The organism is Polaribacter gochangensis (assembly GCF_046224025.1).
Lineage (GTDB): Bacteria > Bacteroidota > Bacteroidia > Flavobacteriales > Flavobacteriaceae > Polaribacter > Polaribacter gochangensis.
Window position 1 is genome coordinate 133,942 of record NZ_JBJXRF010000003.1, and the last position, 14,481, is coordinate 148,422.

General features: G+C 31.1%; 14 protein-coding genes and 2 tRNA genes. 9 read left to right on the top strand and 7 right to left on the bottom strand.

Annotation, left to right across the window (positions count from 1 at the left end):
* The first annotated feature begins 16 nt into the window (after positions 1–16).
* From ACEWL1_RS09955 to ACEWL1_RS09985, 7 genes are all read left to right on the top strand, one after another.
* A complete protein-coding gene (locus tag ACEWL1_RS09955; RefSeq protein WP_409233157.1) occupies positions 17–757 on the top strand; it encodes an MlaE family ABC transporter permease in 741 nt (246 codons plus the stop codon).
* Positions 758–1,525: an ABC transporter ATP-binding protein gene (locus tag ACEWL1_RS09960; protein WP_409233158.1), complete on the top strand. Its 768-nt coding sequence runs from the start codon at positions 758–760 to the stop codon at positions 1,523–1,525. It begins immediately after the preceding gene.
* Positions 1,526–1,588: 63 nt separating this feature from the next.
* Positions 1,589–1,661: transfer RNA gene (locus tag ACEWL1_RS09965), tRNA-Lys, on the top strand.
* Between the two features lie 43 nt (positions 1,662–1,704).
* A tRNA-Tyr gene (locus tag ACEWL1_RS09970) sits at positions 1,705–1,786 on the top strand.
* A 97-nt stretch (positions 1,787–1,883) separates the two neighbouring features.
* Positions 1,884–4,280 carry a TonB-dependent receptor gene (locus tag ACEWL1_RS09975; RefSeq protein ID WP_409233159.1) on the top strand — a complete coding sequence of 799 codons (2,397 nt, stop codon included), beginning with the start codon at positions 1,884–1,886 and terminating at the stop codon, positions 4,278–4,280.
* Positions 4,281–4,289: 9 nt separating this feature from the next.
* Positions 4,290–4,823 carry a CIA30 family protein gene (locus tag ACEWL1_RS09980; RefSeq protein ID WP_409233160.1) on the top strand — a complete coding sequence of 178 codons (534 nt, stop codon included), beginning with the start codon at positions 4,290–4,292 and terminating at the stop codon, positions 4,821–4,823.
* Between the two features lie 55 nt (positions 4,824–4,878).
* Entirely contained in the window at positions 4,879–6,342 is a 1,464-nt protein-coding gene (locus tag ACEWL1_RS09985) for a DUF389 domain-containing protein (RefSeq protein ID WP_409233161.1), read from the top strand.
* A 111-nt stretch (positions 6,343–6,453) separates the two neighbouring features.
* Here the strand turns inward: ACEWL1_RS09985 and ACEWL1_RS09990 are convergent, their stop codons facing one another.
* From ACEWL1_RS09990 to ACEWL1_RS10000, 3 genes are all read right to left on the bottom strand, one after another.
* On the bottom strand, positions 6,454–7,530 hold the full coding sequence (locus ACEWL1_RS09990) for a mannose-1-phosphate guanylyltransferase (RefSeq protein WP_409233162.1): 1,077 nt from the start codon (positions 7,528–7,530) through the stop codon (positions 6,454–6,456).
* Entirely contained in the window at positions 7,520–8,113 is a 594-nt protein-coding gene (locus tag ACEWL1_RS09995) for a SprT-like domain-containing protein (RefSeq protein WP_409233163.1), read from the bottom strand. The genes ACEWL1_RS09990 and ACEWL1_RS09995 overlap by 11 nt, the downstream gene beginning before the upstream one ends.
* Positions 8,114–8,232: 119 nt before the next feature.
* Positions 8,233–8,913 (bottom strand): SDR family NAD(P)-dependent oxidoreductase, encoded by a 681-nt coding sequence (locus ACEWL1_RS10000; protein WP_409233164.1) that lies wholly within the window; start codon positions 8,911–8,913, stop codon positions 8,233–8,235.
* Between the two features lie 89 nt (positions 8,914–9,002).
* Between ACEWL1_RS10000 and ACEWL1_RS10005 the strand changes: the two genes are divergently transcribed.
* A complete protein-coding gene (locus ACEWL1_RS10005) occupies positions 9,003–10,283 on the top strand; it encodes a metal-dependent hydrolase family protein (RefSeq protein ID WP_409233165.1) in 1,281 nt (426 codons plus the stop codon).
* A gap of 3 nt (positions 10,284–10,286) precedes the next feature.
* Positions 10,287–10,490 carry a hypothetical protein gene (locus ACEWL1_RS10010; protein ID WP_409233166.1) on the top strand — a complete coding sequence of 68 codons (204 nt, stop codon included), beginning with the start codon at positions 10,287–10,289 and terminating at the stop codon, positions 10,488–10,490.
* Positions 10,491–10,575: 85 nt separating this feature from the next.
* Here the strand turns inward: ACEWL1_RS10010 and ACEWL1_RS10015 are convergent, their stop codons facing one another.
* From ACEWL1_RS10015 to ACEWL1_RS10030, 4 genes are all read right to left on the bottom strand, one after another.
* Positions 10,576–11,037, bottom strand: coding sequence for an OB-fold protein (locus ACEWL1_RS10015; protein ID WP_409233167.1), 462 nt, complete (start codon positions 11,035–11,037; stop codon positions 10,576–10,578).
* Between the two features lie 6 nt (positions 11,038–11,043).
* Positions 11,044–11,595, bottom strand: coding sequence for a YceI family protein (locus ACEWL1_RS10020; RefSeq protein WP_409233168.1), 552 nt, complete (start codon positions 11,593–11,595; stop codon positions 11,044–11,046).
* A gap of 82 nt (positions 11,596–11,677) precedes the next feature.
* On the bottom strand, positions 11,678–13,192 hold the full coding sequence (locus tag ACEWL1_RS10025; RefSeq protein ID WP_409233169.1) for a hypothetical protein: 1,515 nt from the start codon (positions 13,190–13,192) through the stop codon (positions 11,678–11,680).
* 112 nt (positions 13,193–13,304) lie between these two features.
* Positions 13,305–14,345, bottom strand: coding sequence for a glutaminyl-peptide cyclotransferase (locus ACEWL1_RS10030; protein ID WP_409233170.1), 1,041 nt, complete (start codon positions 14,343–14,345; stop codon positions 13,305–13,307).
* Between the last annotated feature and the right edge of the window lie 136 nt (positions 14,346–14,481).

The following is a 14,481-nucleotide window of genomic DNA, read 5'->3' on the forward strand; positions in this document are numbered from 1 at the left end:
GAAAGAAACTGAATACATGAATTATCTAGAACATATTGGTAAGTATTTTATGATGCTTAAACAGGTTTTTAGAAAACCTCAAAGAACTCGTGTTTTTAGAGAAGCATTATCAAGAGAAATAGAAGAACTTGGCACAAAATCTATAGGAATTATTGCATTTATCTCTTTTTTTATTGGTGGAGTTATCGCTTTGCAGACGGCATTAAACTTAAACAATCCATTAATCCCAAAATCTTTAATAGGATTTGCTGCAAAAAGATCTATCATTTTAGAATTTGCACCTACATTTTGTTCTATTATTTTGGCAGGTAAAGTAGGTTCTTATATTACGTCAAGTATTGGTACAATGAGAGTTACAGAGCAAATTGATGCTTTGGAGGTTATGGGAATTAATTCTTTAAATTATTTGGTGTTGCCAAAAATTATAGCAACCGTTTTCTTTTATCCTTTTTTAATTATTCTTGGAATGATTTTAGGAATTTTTGGAGGTTGGCTTGCTGGTACATTAACAGGGTTGTTTTCTGGAGTTGATTATATTGAGGGGTTGCAAACAGATTTTGATCCGTATTTAATACAGTATTCAATTATAAAAACTTTAATTTTTGCATTTATCATTGCTACAGTTCCTTCTTATCAAGGATATTATGTAAAAGGAGGTTCTTTAGAAGTAGGAAAAGCAAGTACTAGATCTGTAGTTTGGACAACCGTTTTAATAGTTATCTGTAATTATTTATTAACTCAAATGCTATTAACATAAATGATAGAAGTAAATAATTTACATAAAGGATTTAATGGTGTAGAGATTTTAAAAGGAATCTCAACCACTTTTGAACCAGGAAAAACCAATTTGATTATTGGTCAAAGTGGTTCGGGAAAAACAGTTTTTTTAAAATCGTTAATAGGTTTACATACTCCAGAAAAAGGAACTATTGTTTTTGATGGACGTGTAAATACTGAAATGGATTCTGATGAAAGACGGCAATTACGTCAAGAAATTGGAATGGTTTTTCAAGGAAGTGCATTGTTCGATTCTCAAACGGTAGAAGAAAACGTCATGTTTCCTTTAAAAATGTTTACCAAAAAATCAGACAAAGAAATGTTAGAACGTGCAAATTTTGTCTTAAAAAGAGTCGATTTAGTTGGTTCTAATAAAAAATATATTGCAGAACTTTCTGGCGGAATGCAAAAAAGAGTTGCCATTGCTAGAGCAATCGTTATGAATCCTAAATATTTATTTTGTGATGAACCCAATTCAGGATTAGATCCGCAAACAGCAACTATTATTGATAATTTAATCAAAGAAATTACAGAAGAATATCAAATTACAACCGTAATTAATACACATGACATGAATTCTGTGATGGAAATTGGAGAAAAAATACTCTTTCTTAAAAACGGAAAAAAAGCATGGGAAGGGAGCAATAATGAAATCTTTAAAACTGACAATGAAGCAGTTGTAAATTTTGTGTATAGTTCCAATTTATTCAAGAAAGTACGTCAGGCATATTTAAATGAAACAAATTAAAAAAAACATTTGTTTATTTAGATATTGCTACTATATTTGCACCCGCTAAGACAAAAGAAAAATGACCTGGTAGCTCAGTTGGTAGAGCATCTCCCTTTTAAGGAGAGGGTCCTGGGTTCGAGCCCCAGCCCGGTCACAAAAAGCTTCTCATTTCGAGAAGCTTTTTATTTGAAAATTTTGGTGAGATACTCAAGCGGCCAACGAGGGCGGACTGTAAATCCGCTGACTACGTCTTCGCAGGTTCGAATCCTGCTCTCACCACAACCTTAAAAAGCAGTTTACTTTTTGTAAACTGCTTTTTTTATGTCAACTATTTAATGTATTTTTGTTTAACAAAAAAAGAATAAAATTAAACAAAATGAAAAAAGCAGTTTTATTTGCGCTATTGATAGTCTCTTCATTCCAGTTATTTTCTCAAGGGACCATCAAAGGGAAAGTTATTGATGGTAAAACAAGAGAGGAATTGCCTTTTGTTTCTATTCTAATATTAAATACACAAAAAGGGGAAATTACTGACGAAAGCGGAAATTTTACGATTACTAATACAGCTTTAGGATATTTTAAATTACAAGCTTCTTATATCGGATATGAAACTGTTATAACAGAAGATTATTTGGTTACAAAAGATAAGGTTCCGTTTGTAACTATTGAACTTTTTGAAAAAGCATCCACATTAGATGAGGTTGTTATTAGAAGCAAATTGTTTAAAAAATCTCTTATAAGTCCGCTGTCTCTACAAACGCTTGGTGTTGTAGAAATGGAAAAAAATCCTGGAGGAAATAGAGATGTGTTAAAAGTAATACAATCTTTGCCTGGAGTGGCATCTAACCCTGGTTTTAGAAACGATATTATTATTAGAGGTGGAGCAACATCAGAAAATAAATTTTATGTAGACGGAATCGAAATTCCAGTAATCAATCATTTTCAAACACAAGGTGCTTCTGGCGGACCAGTTGGAATTATCAATGCAGATTTAATTAGAAAAGTAGATTTTTATTCAAGCGCTTTTCCAGCAAATAGAGGAAATGCATTGAGTTCTGTAATAGAATTCACTCAAAAAACGGGAAATCCAAACTCTTTAAATACCAGAGCAACTTTAGGAACTTCTGATGCAGGAATTACTTTAGACGGCCCAATTGGAAAAAACACAACATTTATTGCTTCAGTTAGACAATCGTATTTGCAATATTTATTCAAATTGATAAAACTACCTTTTTTGCCAACGTATAACGACTTTCAAATTAACCTAAAAACGAAATTAGAGAATAATGATGAAATATCTTTTATTGGTTTAGGAGCAATAGATAATTTTGAATTGAATGAAAGTGTAAATGACGGCGTTACAGACGAAGAAACGATTAAAAGGAATAGATATATTTTAAGCAATATTCCGGTTCAAGAACAATGGAATTATACCGTTGGAACAAGATATAAGCACTTTGGAGAAAATTCTAATCAACAATACGTTTTAAGTAGAAGTGTTTGGAATAATAATTCTACCAAGTACTTTAATAATACTGGAAATGTAAACGATTTATTGTTAGATTATACATCAAAAGAAATTGAAAATAAATTTAGATTTGAAAATAACACCAACTTAAATAATTTTAGTATTAATTATGGAGTTGGTTTAGAACAGGCAAAGTATTCGAATACAACGTTTCAAAAAGATGCAAATTCGCAAGGAACAGCTACACAAAATTTTTCATCAGAATTAGACCTATTTAAATATGGTATTTTTGGTCAAGTATCAAAAAATTACTTGAATTCTAAATTAGGGATTTCTTTAGGTTTTAGATTAGACGGTAACAATTACAACACTTCAATGAAGAATGTTTTGAATCAGTTTTCTCCAAGAATTTCAGCAACATTTGCCTTAAATGATAAATGGTCAATCAACTCTTCTGTTGGTAGGTATTATCAATTGCCAACATATACTTCATTAGGTTTTAGAAATAATGCAAACGTGTTGGTAAATCAACAACATTTAAAATACATTCAATCAGATCACTTTGTTTCTGGGTTAGAATTTAAACCAGATGCTAGCTCAAAAATTACCTTAGAAGGTTTTTATAAGGCGTATTCTAATTACCCCTTTTCAGTGAAAAATCAAATTAGTTTGGCAAATTTAGGAGCAGATTTTGGTGTTGTTGGTAGCGAAGAAGTTACTTCTACATCAAAAGGAAAAGCTTATGGTTTTGAGATTTTTGCTCAAAAGAAATCGTATGAAGGTTTGTATGGAATTTTATCATACACGTTTATAAGAAGTGAATTTCAGAATCAATTAAATCAATACATTCCGTCTTCTTGGGACAACAAGCATTTATTAACTGTTACAGCGGGAAAGAAGCTAAATAATAATTGGGAAATCGGATCAAAATTTAGATTAGTCGGCGGAAAACCTTATACGCCTTATGATTTAAACGCTTCGTCCATCATTGCAAATTATGATGTTGAAAATAGAGGGATTTTAAATTATACTTCATTAAATTCTGAACGTTTTGGAACCTATTCTCAGCTTGATTTACGAATTGATAAAACGTGGTTTTGGAGCAAATTTTCATTGAATTTTTATGTGGATGTACAGAATGTGTTGGCAAGTAAATCTAACGGACAATCATTTTTATTGCCAACTTTAGATGCAAACGGAAATAAAGTAATTAACGCAAACGATTCTTCTAGATATGTTTTAGAAGAAGTAGATAGTACAAGCGGAAATGTGTTGCCTGGATTCGGATTTATAGTAGATTTTTAATTTATAAGAATGTTATATCAAATTCATATTTTAATAGTTACGATAATGATTACAAATGAATTAATTTTTGATTTCAACCAGCAAAGTAACAGTTCTGAATGGGTAATTTTAGATGATGTGGTTATGGGAGGAAGTTCGTACGGAGATTTTCAAGTAAATAAAAATGGTCACGGACAGTTTTTTGGAGCTATTTCGACAGAAAATAATGGTGGTTTTTCTTCGGTTAGATATCGTCTAAATAAAGAAAATATAGAAAAATATTCAAAATTTATAATTACTGTAAAAGGCGATGAAAAAGCCTATCAGTTTAGAGTAAAAAATAGTAGAAATGATTCTCACTCATACATTTCAATTTTTCAAACAACTTCGAGTTGGCAAACGATTGAAATTCCATTTTCTGAAATGTATCCTGTGTTTAGAGGGCGAAAGTTAGGAGAGGAAACGTACCAAGGAAAACAACTTCAAGAAATAGCATTTTTAATTGGAAATAAAAAAGCAGAAAACTTTCGATTAGAAATTGATAAGATCGAAATAAGTAAATAATTGATTAAAGATTTTCTTTTTGTATATTTCCAATGTTTTTAAAACAATATTATAGATGGAAGAAAATACGAATCAAGACGAAGCTGTAGAGCAAGCAAAACAAGACATTCAAAAAGATGCAAAAGGTTTGTTTAAAGGTGTCAAAAAATTTCTAATAGAATTATTAGATTTTCGCCAAGATACAGATCATCAAGCCACAATTGAAGCAATAAAAATTGATATTCCGTTTAAAGGCGCAACTGCTTGGATTTTAATCTTTGCAGTCTTTGTAGCATCCATCGGATTAAATGCAAATTCCACTGCTGTTGTAATTGGAGCCATGTTAATTTCTCCATTGATGGGACCAATTTTAGGTATTGGAATGTCAATTGCCATCAACGATATTGATACTTTAAAAAAATCACTAATCAACTTGGCAACCATGATTGTGCTGAGTTTAATTACGGCTTTTTTATTCTTTTATATTTTTCCATTGAGTGAAGATAATTCAGAACTATTAGGACGTGTTCGTCCAGATATTAGAGATGTGTTAATTGCCTTTTTTGGTGGATTAGCATTAATGGTTGCCAGAACAAAAAAAGGAACTGTAGCATCAGTAATTTTTGGAGTTGCAATTGCAACGGCCTTGATGCCGCCTTTGTGTACTGCTGGTTATGGATTGGCGCAAGGAAATTGGAGTTACTTTTTTGGCGCAATGTATTTGTTCACCATCAATACAATTTTTATTGCATTGGCAACATTTTTAGTTTTAAAACTGTTGAGCTTTCCAATGCTTAAATATGTGAATTCCGCAAAAAGAAAACGTACTGCGCAATTGGCTTCTGTGTTAGCGATTGTTGTAATGATTCCTGCAGTTTTTACTTTTGTTACAGTATATGAAGAAAGTAAAATGAATAATGAAATATCAGCATTTATTAAAAATGAAGTGAAATCAAATCAATATTTACAGCTGATCGAATATGAAAGAGATTTAGATAAAAAAGAAATAAAATTAAATTTCTTTAATGAGGTTGATGATGCAACAAAAAATGCCTTAACAAATCAATTGTTGAGCAATAATAATTATAGAAATTTAAAAGAATTTCAGCTAAGTATTAAAGGAAGTGATACGAAAAGTTTTGAGTTGATTACGACTGCGTATAAAGAGAAAAGACAAGAATTAGAAGATAGTAAGAAAATTATTGATGGACTTAGAGTAGAGATTGAAGGTTTAAAAAGCACTATTTCTATTTTAAATCAAAATATAGAACAAAAAGCAGCATTAAATAATGAAAAAGCAATTGCATTTAGTAGAATTGCCAAAGAAGCTAAAATACGTTATTTAGATATCGAAAAAATAGGTTTTTCTAAAGTGCTTTCTTCTAGTGATTTTATCAAAATTGATACAATTCCGTTGGCAATTGTTAAATGGAATACAAGTATAAAAGATAGTATTATAAATCTAAAAGAATTGGAGTTAAGAAAGTGGATGCAAACCGAAATGAAACTCGATACCTTATTTATAAAACGAGAAAAGTAAATTTTTTAAAAAAAGTAATGCTAAGATATCATACCGAGCGGAGCGGAGATGTAATTAAAAGTTAGTTAATGATTAGTTCTCGACTCCTCTCGAACAGACAACCGAGTTCTTTTATATGTAATCTTTTCCAAAGGTGTTTTTTACTTCGGAGGTGATTTCTTTAATATCTTGTTCTGCACTTTTTGGACAAATAAGTAAAACTTCGTCTTTTTCTACCACAATAAAATCGTGCAAACCTTGTATTACAACACGTTTTCCAGATTGTGTTTTCACCATATTTCCGTTGGCATCTCTAAAAATTGTTTCTGCACCAACAACGGCATTTTCTTGTGAGTCTTTTTCTAACTTCTGATACAAAGAACCCCAAGTTCCGAGATCGTTCCAGCCAAATTCCACAGGTAAAATCTGCACATTATTTGCGCGTTCCATAATACCGAAATCTATAGAAATGTTTTCTGCTTTTTCGTAGTTTTTGTTGATAAAGTTTGCTTCTAAACCCGTATTCCAAATTTGAGAATCTTGATTAAATAAGTGCATCATTTCTGGTAAATATTTTTCAAAAGCTGCAATAATACTTTTAGCAGACCACACAAAAATTCCGGCATTCCACAAATAATCACCGCTATTTAAAAATTTTGTTGCAGTTTCTAAATCAGGCTTTTCTGTAAACTGTTTTACTTTTTTAATTTCAGCATTATTTTTTTCAAACTGAATATATCCATAACCTGTATTTGGCGAATTTGGTTGAATTCCCAATGTCATTAAAATATCATTCTCAGCACACGCTTTAAAGGATGTTTCTATATTTCTAAGAAATTCGGTTTCATTTTCTATCCAATGATCAGAAGGAGCAATTAACAGCACTGCATCTGGATTTTGATGGTAAATTTTTAACGCCGACCACAAAATGCAAGGCGCAGTATTTCGCATTGCTGGTTCTAATAAAATCTGCTGTTGCTTCACGTTTGGCAACTGCTCTAAAACCAATTCATTATAACGAGCGTTAGTTGCAATTAAAATGTTTTTAGAAGGAACTAAATGTTGAATTCTATCAAAAGTTTGTTGCAACAAAGACTTTCCCGTTCCTAACATGTCATGAAACTGTTTCGGGAATTCTTGTGTGCTAATTGGCCAGAATCTAGATCCAACGCCACCAGCCATAATTACTGCATAATAGTTATTCTTCATAAATCTCAACTTCTACATTTTGATTGAATAAATACACTTTTCCGTTTTTGGTTTGTACGCATTCAAATCGTGTTCTTCTTTTATTTCCTCGTTTATAAATCGCATTTTTAAAACGAAATAAACTTCCGTAAGGTACTTCAAAGATATAATTCTTTCCGGTTTCTTTGCTAAATTCTTTAAATGCTAACGATAATTTAACGTCTGCATCTGTACTTGCTTTCGGGTTTTTTAAATAATTGGCTAAAATGGGTAAAATGTGTTTGGGAAAAATTTCTGGTTGTAAAAACGGCAACATTAAATGTTGAAAAATAGTTTTCCACTCTTTTCCGTGTGGCTGTACTCTTCCAAATTTTTGATAGGTTACATGATGTGCAATTTCGTGAATCAACGTTAATAAAAATTGATATTGATTTAAGCTGTTATTAATAGTGATTTGAAATCTTCCGTTTGGCATTTTTCTAAAATCGCCATGTTTTGTTAGTCGTTGATTTACAATTTTTAACGTAAAATGATGCTGCTCAATTAAATATTGAACAATCGGAATTGCCTTTTCTGGAATGTATGTTTGGTAACTATTTTTCAAATGTCTTATCTGTCAGTTCGAGTGAAAATTTGTAAAATTTTTGTATCGAGAACTCATTATTAAAAGCTTCTCGATACAATTTTCTTTCAGAAAATCACTCGAAGTGAGACTCTGGTTTTTTATGGATTTGTACTAGAAACTTGCAATACTTTTCCGTTGTAAAACTGATTTCCAGTTAAAGAGAAATTACAAATATAACTCGCCATTTCTTTTGCAGTTGTTGGTGCTTTGTAACCTGGGAAAGCTTCTTCTAACATTTCTGTTTGTACTGCTCCAAGTGCCAACACATTAAAAGAAATTCCTTGTTCTTTGTATTCTTCGGCTAACAATTCTGACAATGTAATTACGGCTCCTTTTGATGAACTGTATGCGGCTAAGCCAGGGAATTTTAAACTCCCTTGAATTCCGCCAATACTACTAATAGTAACAACATGACTTCCTTTTTGTAAAAATGGAATCATGTTTTTTGTCAATTCTGCAACACCAAAAACATTAACTTTATAGACTTCTAAAAAATCGTTAGAAGTAATTTCTACAAATGGTTTGTTGACTAACATTCCTGCATTATGAATAATAATGTCAACATTTTTCCAAGTTGATGAAACAAAATCAACAACCTTATGAAGGTCTTTTTCATCAGAAATATCAACCGGTAAGGCAGTAATTTTTGGATGATTTAATTTTAAGACCGATTCAGTATTTCTAGAAATAGCTAATACATTATGATTTTCGTTTGCAAAAAGTTGTGCCAATTCCAATCCAATTCCTCTGCTAGTTCCAGTAATTATAACGTTTTTCATTTTTTTTGGTATTCTTTTTGAAAGCTAAGATTTAAAGCAGGCAATCTACTCATTTTTTAATACATTTATAAAATCTAAAAACAAGAATCATGAAAAAATTAGTGCTATCTATCATTCTATTATTATCGGTAACTTTTGTGTCTGCGCAAAAAACATATATTTTATGCGGAAAATTAGTGGATACAAAATCAGGTAAAATAGAAAGCAGAAAAACAATTGTTGTAGAAGGAAATAAAATCATCAACATCCACAATGGATATATTCACCCAAAAGACAGAACATCAAAAATAATAGATCTAAAAAACAAAATAGTAATGCCCGGTTTAATAGATATGCATGTTCATCTTGAAATGGAATTTGATGCAAATACACGTTTGAATAAATATATTTTAAACGACGCAGACATTGCCCTTAATGCTACGGTCTTTGCAAAAAAAACCTTGTATGCTGGTTTTACAACGGTTAGAGATTTAGGTGGTTCGGGCGTTAATGTTTCTGTTAAAAATGCTATCAATGCTGGTAAAATAGAAGGCCCAAGAGTTCTTACTTCAGAAAAATCGTTAGCAACTACTGGTGGACATGCAGATCCTACAAATGGAAATAGCAGAAAATTAATTGGAGATCCAGGGCCAAAAGAAGGAGTTGTAAATAGTGTTTCTGATGCAAGAAAAGCAGTAAGACAACGTTATAAAAATGGTGCAGATGTAATTAAAATTACTGCAACTGGTGGTGTTTTAAGTGTTGCTAAAAGTGGAGATAATCCGCAATTTACAATTGAAGAAATTAAAGCAATTTGCGATACAGCTAAGGATTACGGAATGCACGTAGCAGCGCATGCGCACGGAGATGAAGGAATGCGTAGAGCAATTATTGGCGGTGTAAAAACAATTGAGCACGGAACATATATGAGTGATAAAACAATGGAATTAATGATACAACACGATGCTTTTTTAGTCCCGACAATTACAGCAGGTAAAGAAGTTGAGGAAAAAGCAAAAATTAAAGGTTTTTACCCAGCAATTGTCGTTCCTAAAGCATTAGCTGTTGGCCCACAAATTCAAGGAACATTTGCTAAAGCATATAAGAAAGGAGTTGGAATCGCATTCGGAACAGATGCTGGAGTTTTTAACCATGGAAATAATGGGAAAGAGTTTGGTTATATGGTAGAAGCTGGGATGCCAGCAATGGAAACAATTCAGTCTGCAACGATAACAAATGCAAAGATTTTAAACATGGAAACTGAAATAGGGCAAATTAAAAAAGGTTTTTTTGCCGATATTATTGCTGTAAATGACGATCCAACAAAAAATATTAAAACCATGGAAAATGTGGTTTTTGTAATGAAAGATGGAAAAGTTTATAAAAACTAATCTATGAAAAAATACGTGAGTTTAATTCTAGCAATAATTATTATAATTGATGTTATTGTAAGTTTTGTAAAAGACAAAGGTGTAGAAAATGTTTTTGGAATTGAAATGCATATTTGGGTGTATAGATTTCTTTGGTCTCTTTTAGCTTTTCTATTAATCAAAGGTTTTTTGAAAGAATTAAAAAATAAAAAAACTACTAGAAATTAATAAATTTTACCAGTTGGTAAAGAGTTTTGCTAAAAGAAAAAACCATCTATTTTAAACAGATGGCTTTTTTTAGGGGGTAATAGGGTTACTTTATCAATGCGCTTTTTTCTAAAATGACATTTTCTATTAAATCTAAATCTTCATCATATTCTGCTCCTGAACGGATAACACCTTTTACTTTTACAAAAGATCCGATGCTAATTTCTGCAACTTGCGAATTACTTTCTAACGTAAACGTGCAAGAAACACCCATTTTATCGTCATCTCTTTTAAGTAATAAAACATATTGACCTAATTGGTCTTTAGAAATTTTAGAAACGGTTCCAGTGACAATCAATACTTTAGATTCACCTTCTTCGCTATCTAAATATAGTGCGTTGGCTTTTTCTTTGTCAGTTAAAAACTCATTCACCAATTCAGTAGCATCAACTGTTTTAAAAGCATCAATTGATTGTACGTTTCTGTGTGGCATAAACCATAAATAGGCAGCATAAGCAATCGCAATTATGAAGATGGCTAAAACAATTTTAATAATTTTAGATTTCATCTTAATTTATTTTGTGTAATTTAAATTGGCTGTAATTTTTACACTTTTTGCAATGTTTTTTGATGGTTTTCCTTTGGTAAAAACAACATCATAATCTGCAAGTGTAATATCAAAAGAAGTGGTTCCTGTAACGGTGCCATTTTTGATAGTAAACATCATTTTTTCTGATACTTTATTGGTGACTCCATGAATAGTTAAATCACCAGAAACATCAGCAGTATACGTTCCGTCTTTAGAGAAATTAATCGCTGATAAATTAGTAATGCTTCCTTTAAATTTTGCTTTTGGAAATTTCTTTGTGTTTAAAAATTTCTTTGAATTGTAGTGTTTCTGCATCAAAGATTTTTCAAACTCAAAACTTTGCATTGGAATTGAAAAAACAAGATCACCAGTTGATGGCGTTAAATTGCTAATTGCTTTATAATTGTTAGCTTCAATATTTTCTGCTGGAGTTGTAGAGAAAAATTTAATATGACCACTTGTCGTTTTTAATTTTTCTTGACCAAAAGAAGTTGTTGAAATGCTGATTAATAGAATTGCTAAAAATAATTTTTTCATGTTTAAGGTTTTAAATTCGTTCTGCCTATTTTGACGAAGAAGAATGCTGACCTTACAAAACAATTAGATAGTTGTTAAAATATTATTGAAAAGTAATATGCTGATATGCACCAATATCAGGAGAAGTTGTTCTGTTAGTTCCTAAAATATCTAACGGAATTAATTGTGAAGCACTGTTTAATGCTTTGTTGATACCGCTATTGTTTTGACCAATATTAAATTGATTGGTAAACGCATCTTTAAAATGTGCTGTTCCGTTTATGATGTTGTTTAGGTAATGAGTAGTGTCATTGAAATCTAATTCTGGATTTGTTGCAAAAACATTGTCAATATCGTTAAACTGAATCATGTTATTTTGCACAGAATAATTAAATAAACTTCCAGCAACCTTATCTAACAAAAACTCAATATTGTTGTTTCCGGCAATAATACAATTGGTAAAATTAGCAGCGTGTAAATCTCTTGTTTCTGTAATTTCTTGGTTATTTGCATCTACATAAGTAAAAAAATTATTTACTAAAACAGCTGGTAATTGTCGCGTTCCGTTGTCCCAATAATTTGCAAAAGTTGAATGTGTAAAGTTGTATGTTCCTCCAATTGTACAGGCTAATGCAGATTGACCTGTGTTTCCAATCACTAAATTTTCTCCTTTAATATTGGTTTCTCTTCCTAAGATTCCGAAATTAGAATTGTTGTAAATCTGAGAATTTTTTATGGATAAAGTTGGTGTGTTTGAGCCTAAAGAATCAACTAAAACACCGATAATTCCGTTTTTAATAATGGCGTAATTAATTTCGTTTTCTTTGCTTCCGGCGCGCATCCATATGGTTCCCCATTGACCAGGAACATCATTAAAACGATGTTCTAATCTGTCGCCTTCAAAAACAACTTCATTATTGATGGTTCCGTTTACTTTTAAGCTCCCCTTTGTATCTACAATAATTCCTGAATTGCTATGAAAATACAACTTTGCGCCAGCTTCTATGGTTGCTGTTTTATTTGCAGGAACTGCTGCATACCCATAAATTACATACGGTTTTGTATTGGTGAAAGTTAATTCAACATCGGTTAAAAATCGTCCTTTAATTGTAGTTGGTTTTCCATCCAAAGACAAAGAATCAATTTTCATAGAAATAGGATCTTTTCCAGGGTATATAAAAATAGCATCTTGAACTAAAGTAACTAAATCAACATCTTGCTGATTGTTTCCTGTATCAAAAATAATTTTATCGGTATATAAAGGATTCGAAACCGAAGTATAATCTATCGTAGTTTCAACAAAAATAAAGAGACTGTCTTTTGCTAAAATATCGATGTTTTGAAAGCTTTTGGCAGCAATTCCATCAACACTAATTCTGTAATTAGATGCATTGCCGTTTTCTAAACTAATAGACGGGATTGTAATTGCGTTGTTACTCTTGTTATATATTTTAAGATTATACGTGCTAGAACCTATATTTGTAAAAACCGTGTCTAAAAAAACGGTGTCTTTAGAGAAAGTAAGTTTGCCAAAACTAGGAATTGTGCCGAAATCCTTTCTGCAAGAACTCACAGAAATTAAAAGAATACCAATTAAAAAGATGAAAATTTTTCTCATAAAGTTACAACTGTCTCCTTAAGCGGAGTCAAAAGTTTTTTGTTGGTTTCGATTAAGCTTGACCAAACATTTTAGACTATTAAAATATAACTTTTAATTGATTTAGATATTGTTATTGCTTTACTAATTCTATTTCAAAAAGTTTTCCCCAATGTTTTCCAGTAACAAAAATTCTTCCAGTTTCTTTGTCGAAAGCAATTCCGTTTAACACTTCGTCTTGATTGGCTAAGGTTTGTATTTTTTCAATTTCTTTTTTCAATCCAGATAAATTGGCTACACCTTCTACAATTCCGGTTTTAGCATCAATAATTACAATGGAGTTTTGTTGCCATTTATTTGCATAAATTTTTCCGTTGATGTATTCAATTTCGTTCAGTTCTTTTAACGAGTATTTATTTGTGTACACCTGAATCGATTTCATTTCTTTTTGTGTTGCAGGATCTAAAAACCAAATTTTATGTGTCCCGTCAGATTTTATCAAATGTGTTCCGTCATTTGTTAATCCCCAACCTTCATTGCTCCAAGTATAACTAAATTCGCTTTTCTGATTAAACGTTTCTAAATCGTACACAAAACCTTTTCTAGCTTTCCATGTTAGCCAAAATATTTCATCATTAAAAATCGTCATTCCTTCGCCAAAATATTTAGCATCTAAGCTCACTTCTTGTAAAACTTTTCCTGTTTTTAGTTCTACTTTACGTAACACCGATTTTCCGTGTTTTCCGGTGGTTTCATATAAAAAGCCATTGTGAAATTCTAAACCTTGTGTATATGCAGTTTTATCATGTGGATACGTATTAATGAGCTTGTAACTGTAAATTGAAGGCTCTACATTGGATAGAACCTCAATAGAATTGTTTATTTTTTTTGTTTTCTCAGGATAAAAAGCCAAAGCTGTTACCGCAAATTTCCCAACACCCAATTCTTTTGTGCTAAATGTAATTGTGTTTCCTTCTGAAGCAACTCTTTTTCCGTTTACAAAAAACTGAATAGAATCGATAGGTTTGTTATTTGCTTCTGTTAAAGTTGCTGTAGCTTCTTGGTTGATTACTAGCTTTTTAGTTGTGGTTAGCTTAAATTTATAAGCAGTATTACAAGAAGATAGTAAGATGAAAGAGAATGCTATTAAAGAGATGTATTTTGGGAAACGCATAGTTTAAATAATTTTACACAAATTAAATAAATTATTTCTTTGTATTATTAAAAATATAGTTAAATTTGCATCCTCAAATAACTTATGTTTGTTATTTAGATCTAAGAGTAAGAATTTACCAGCTTAACTCTTTTAT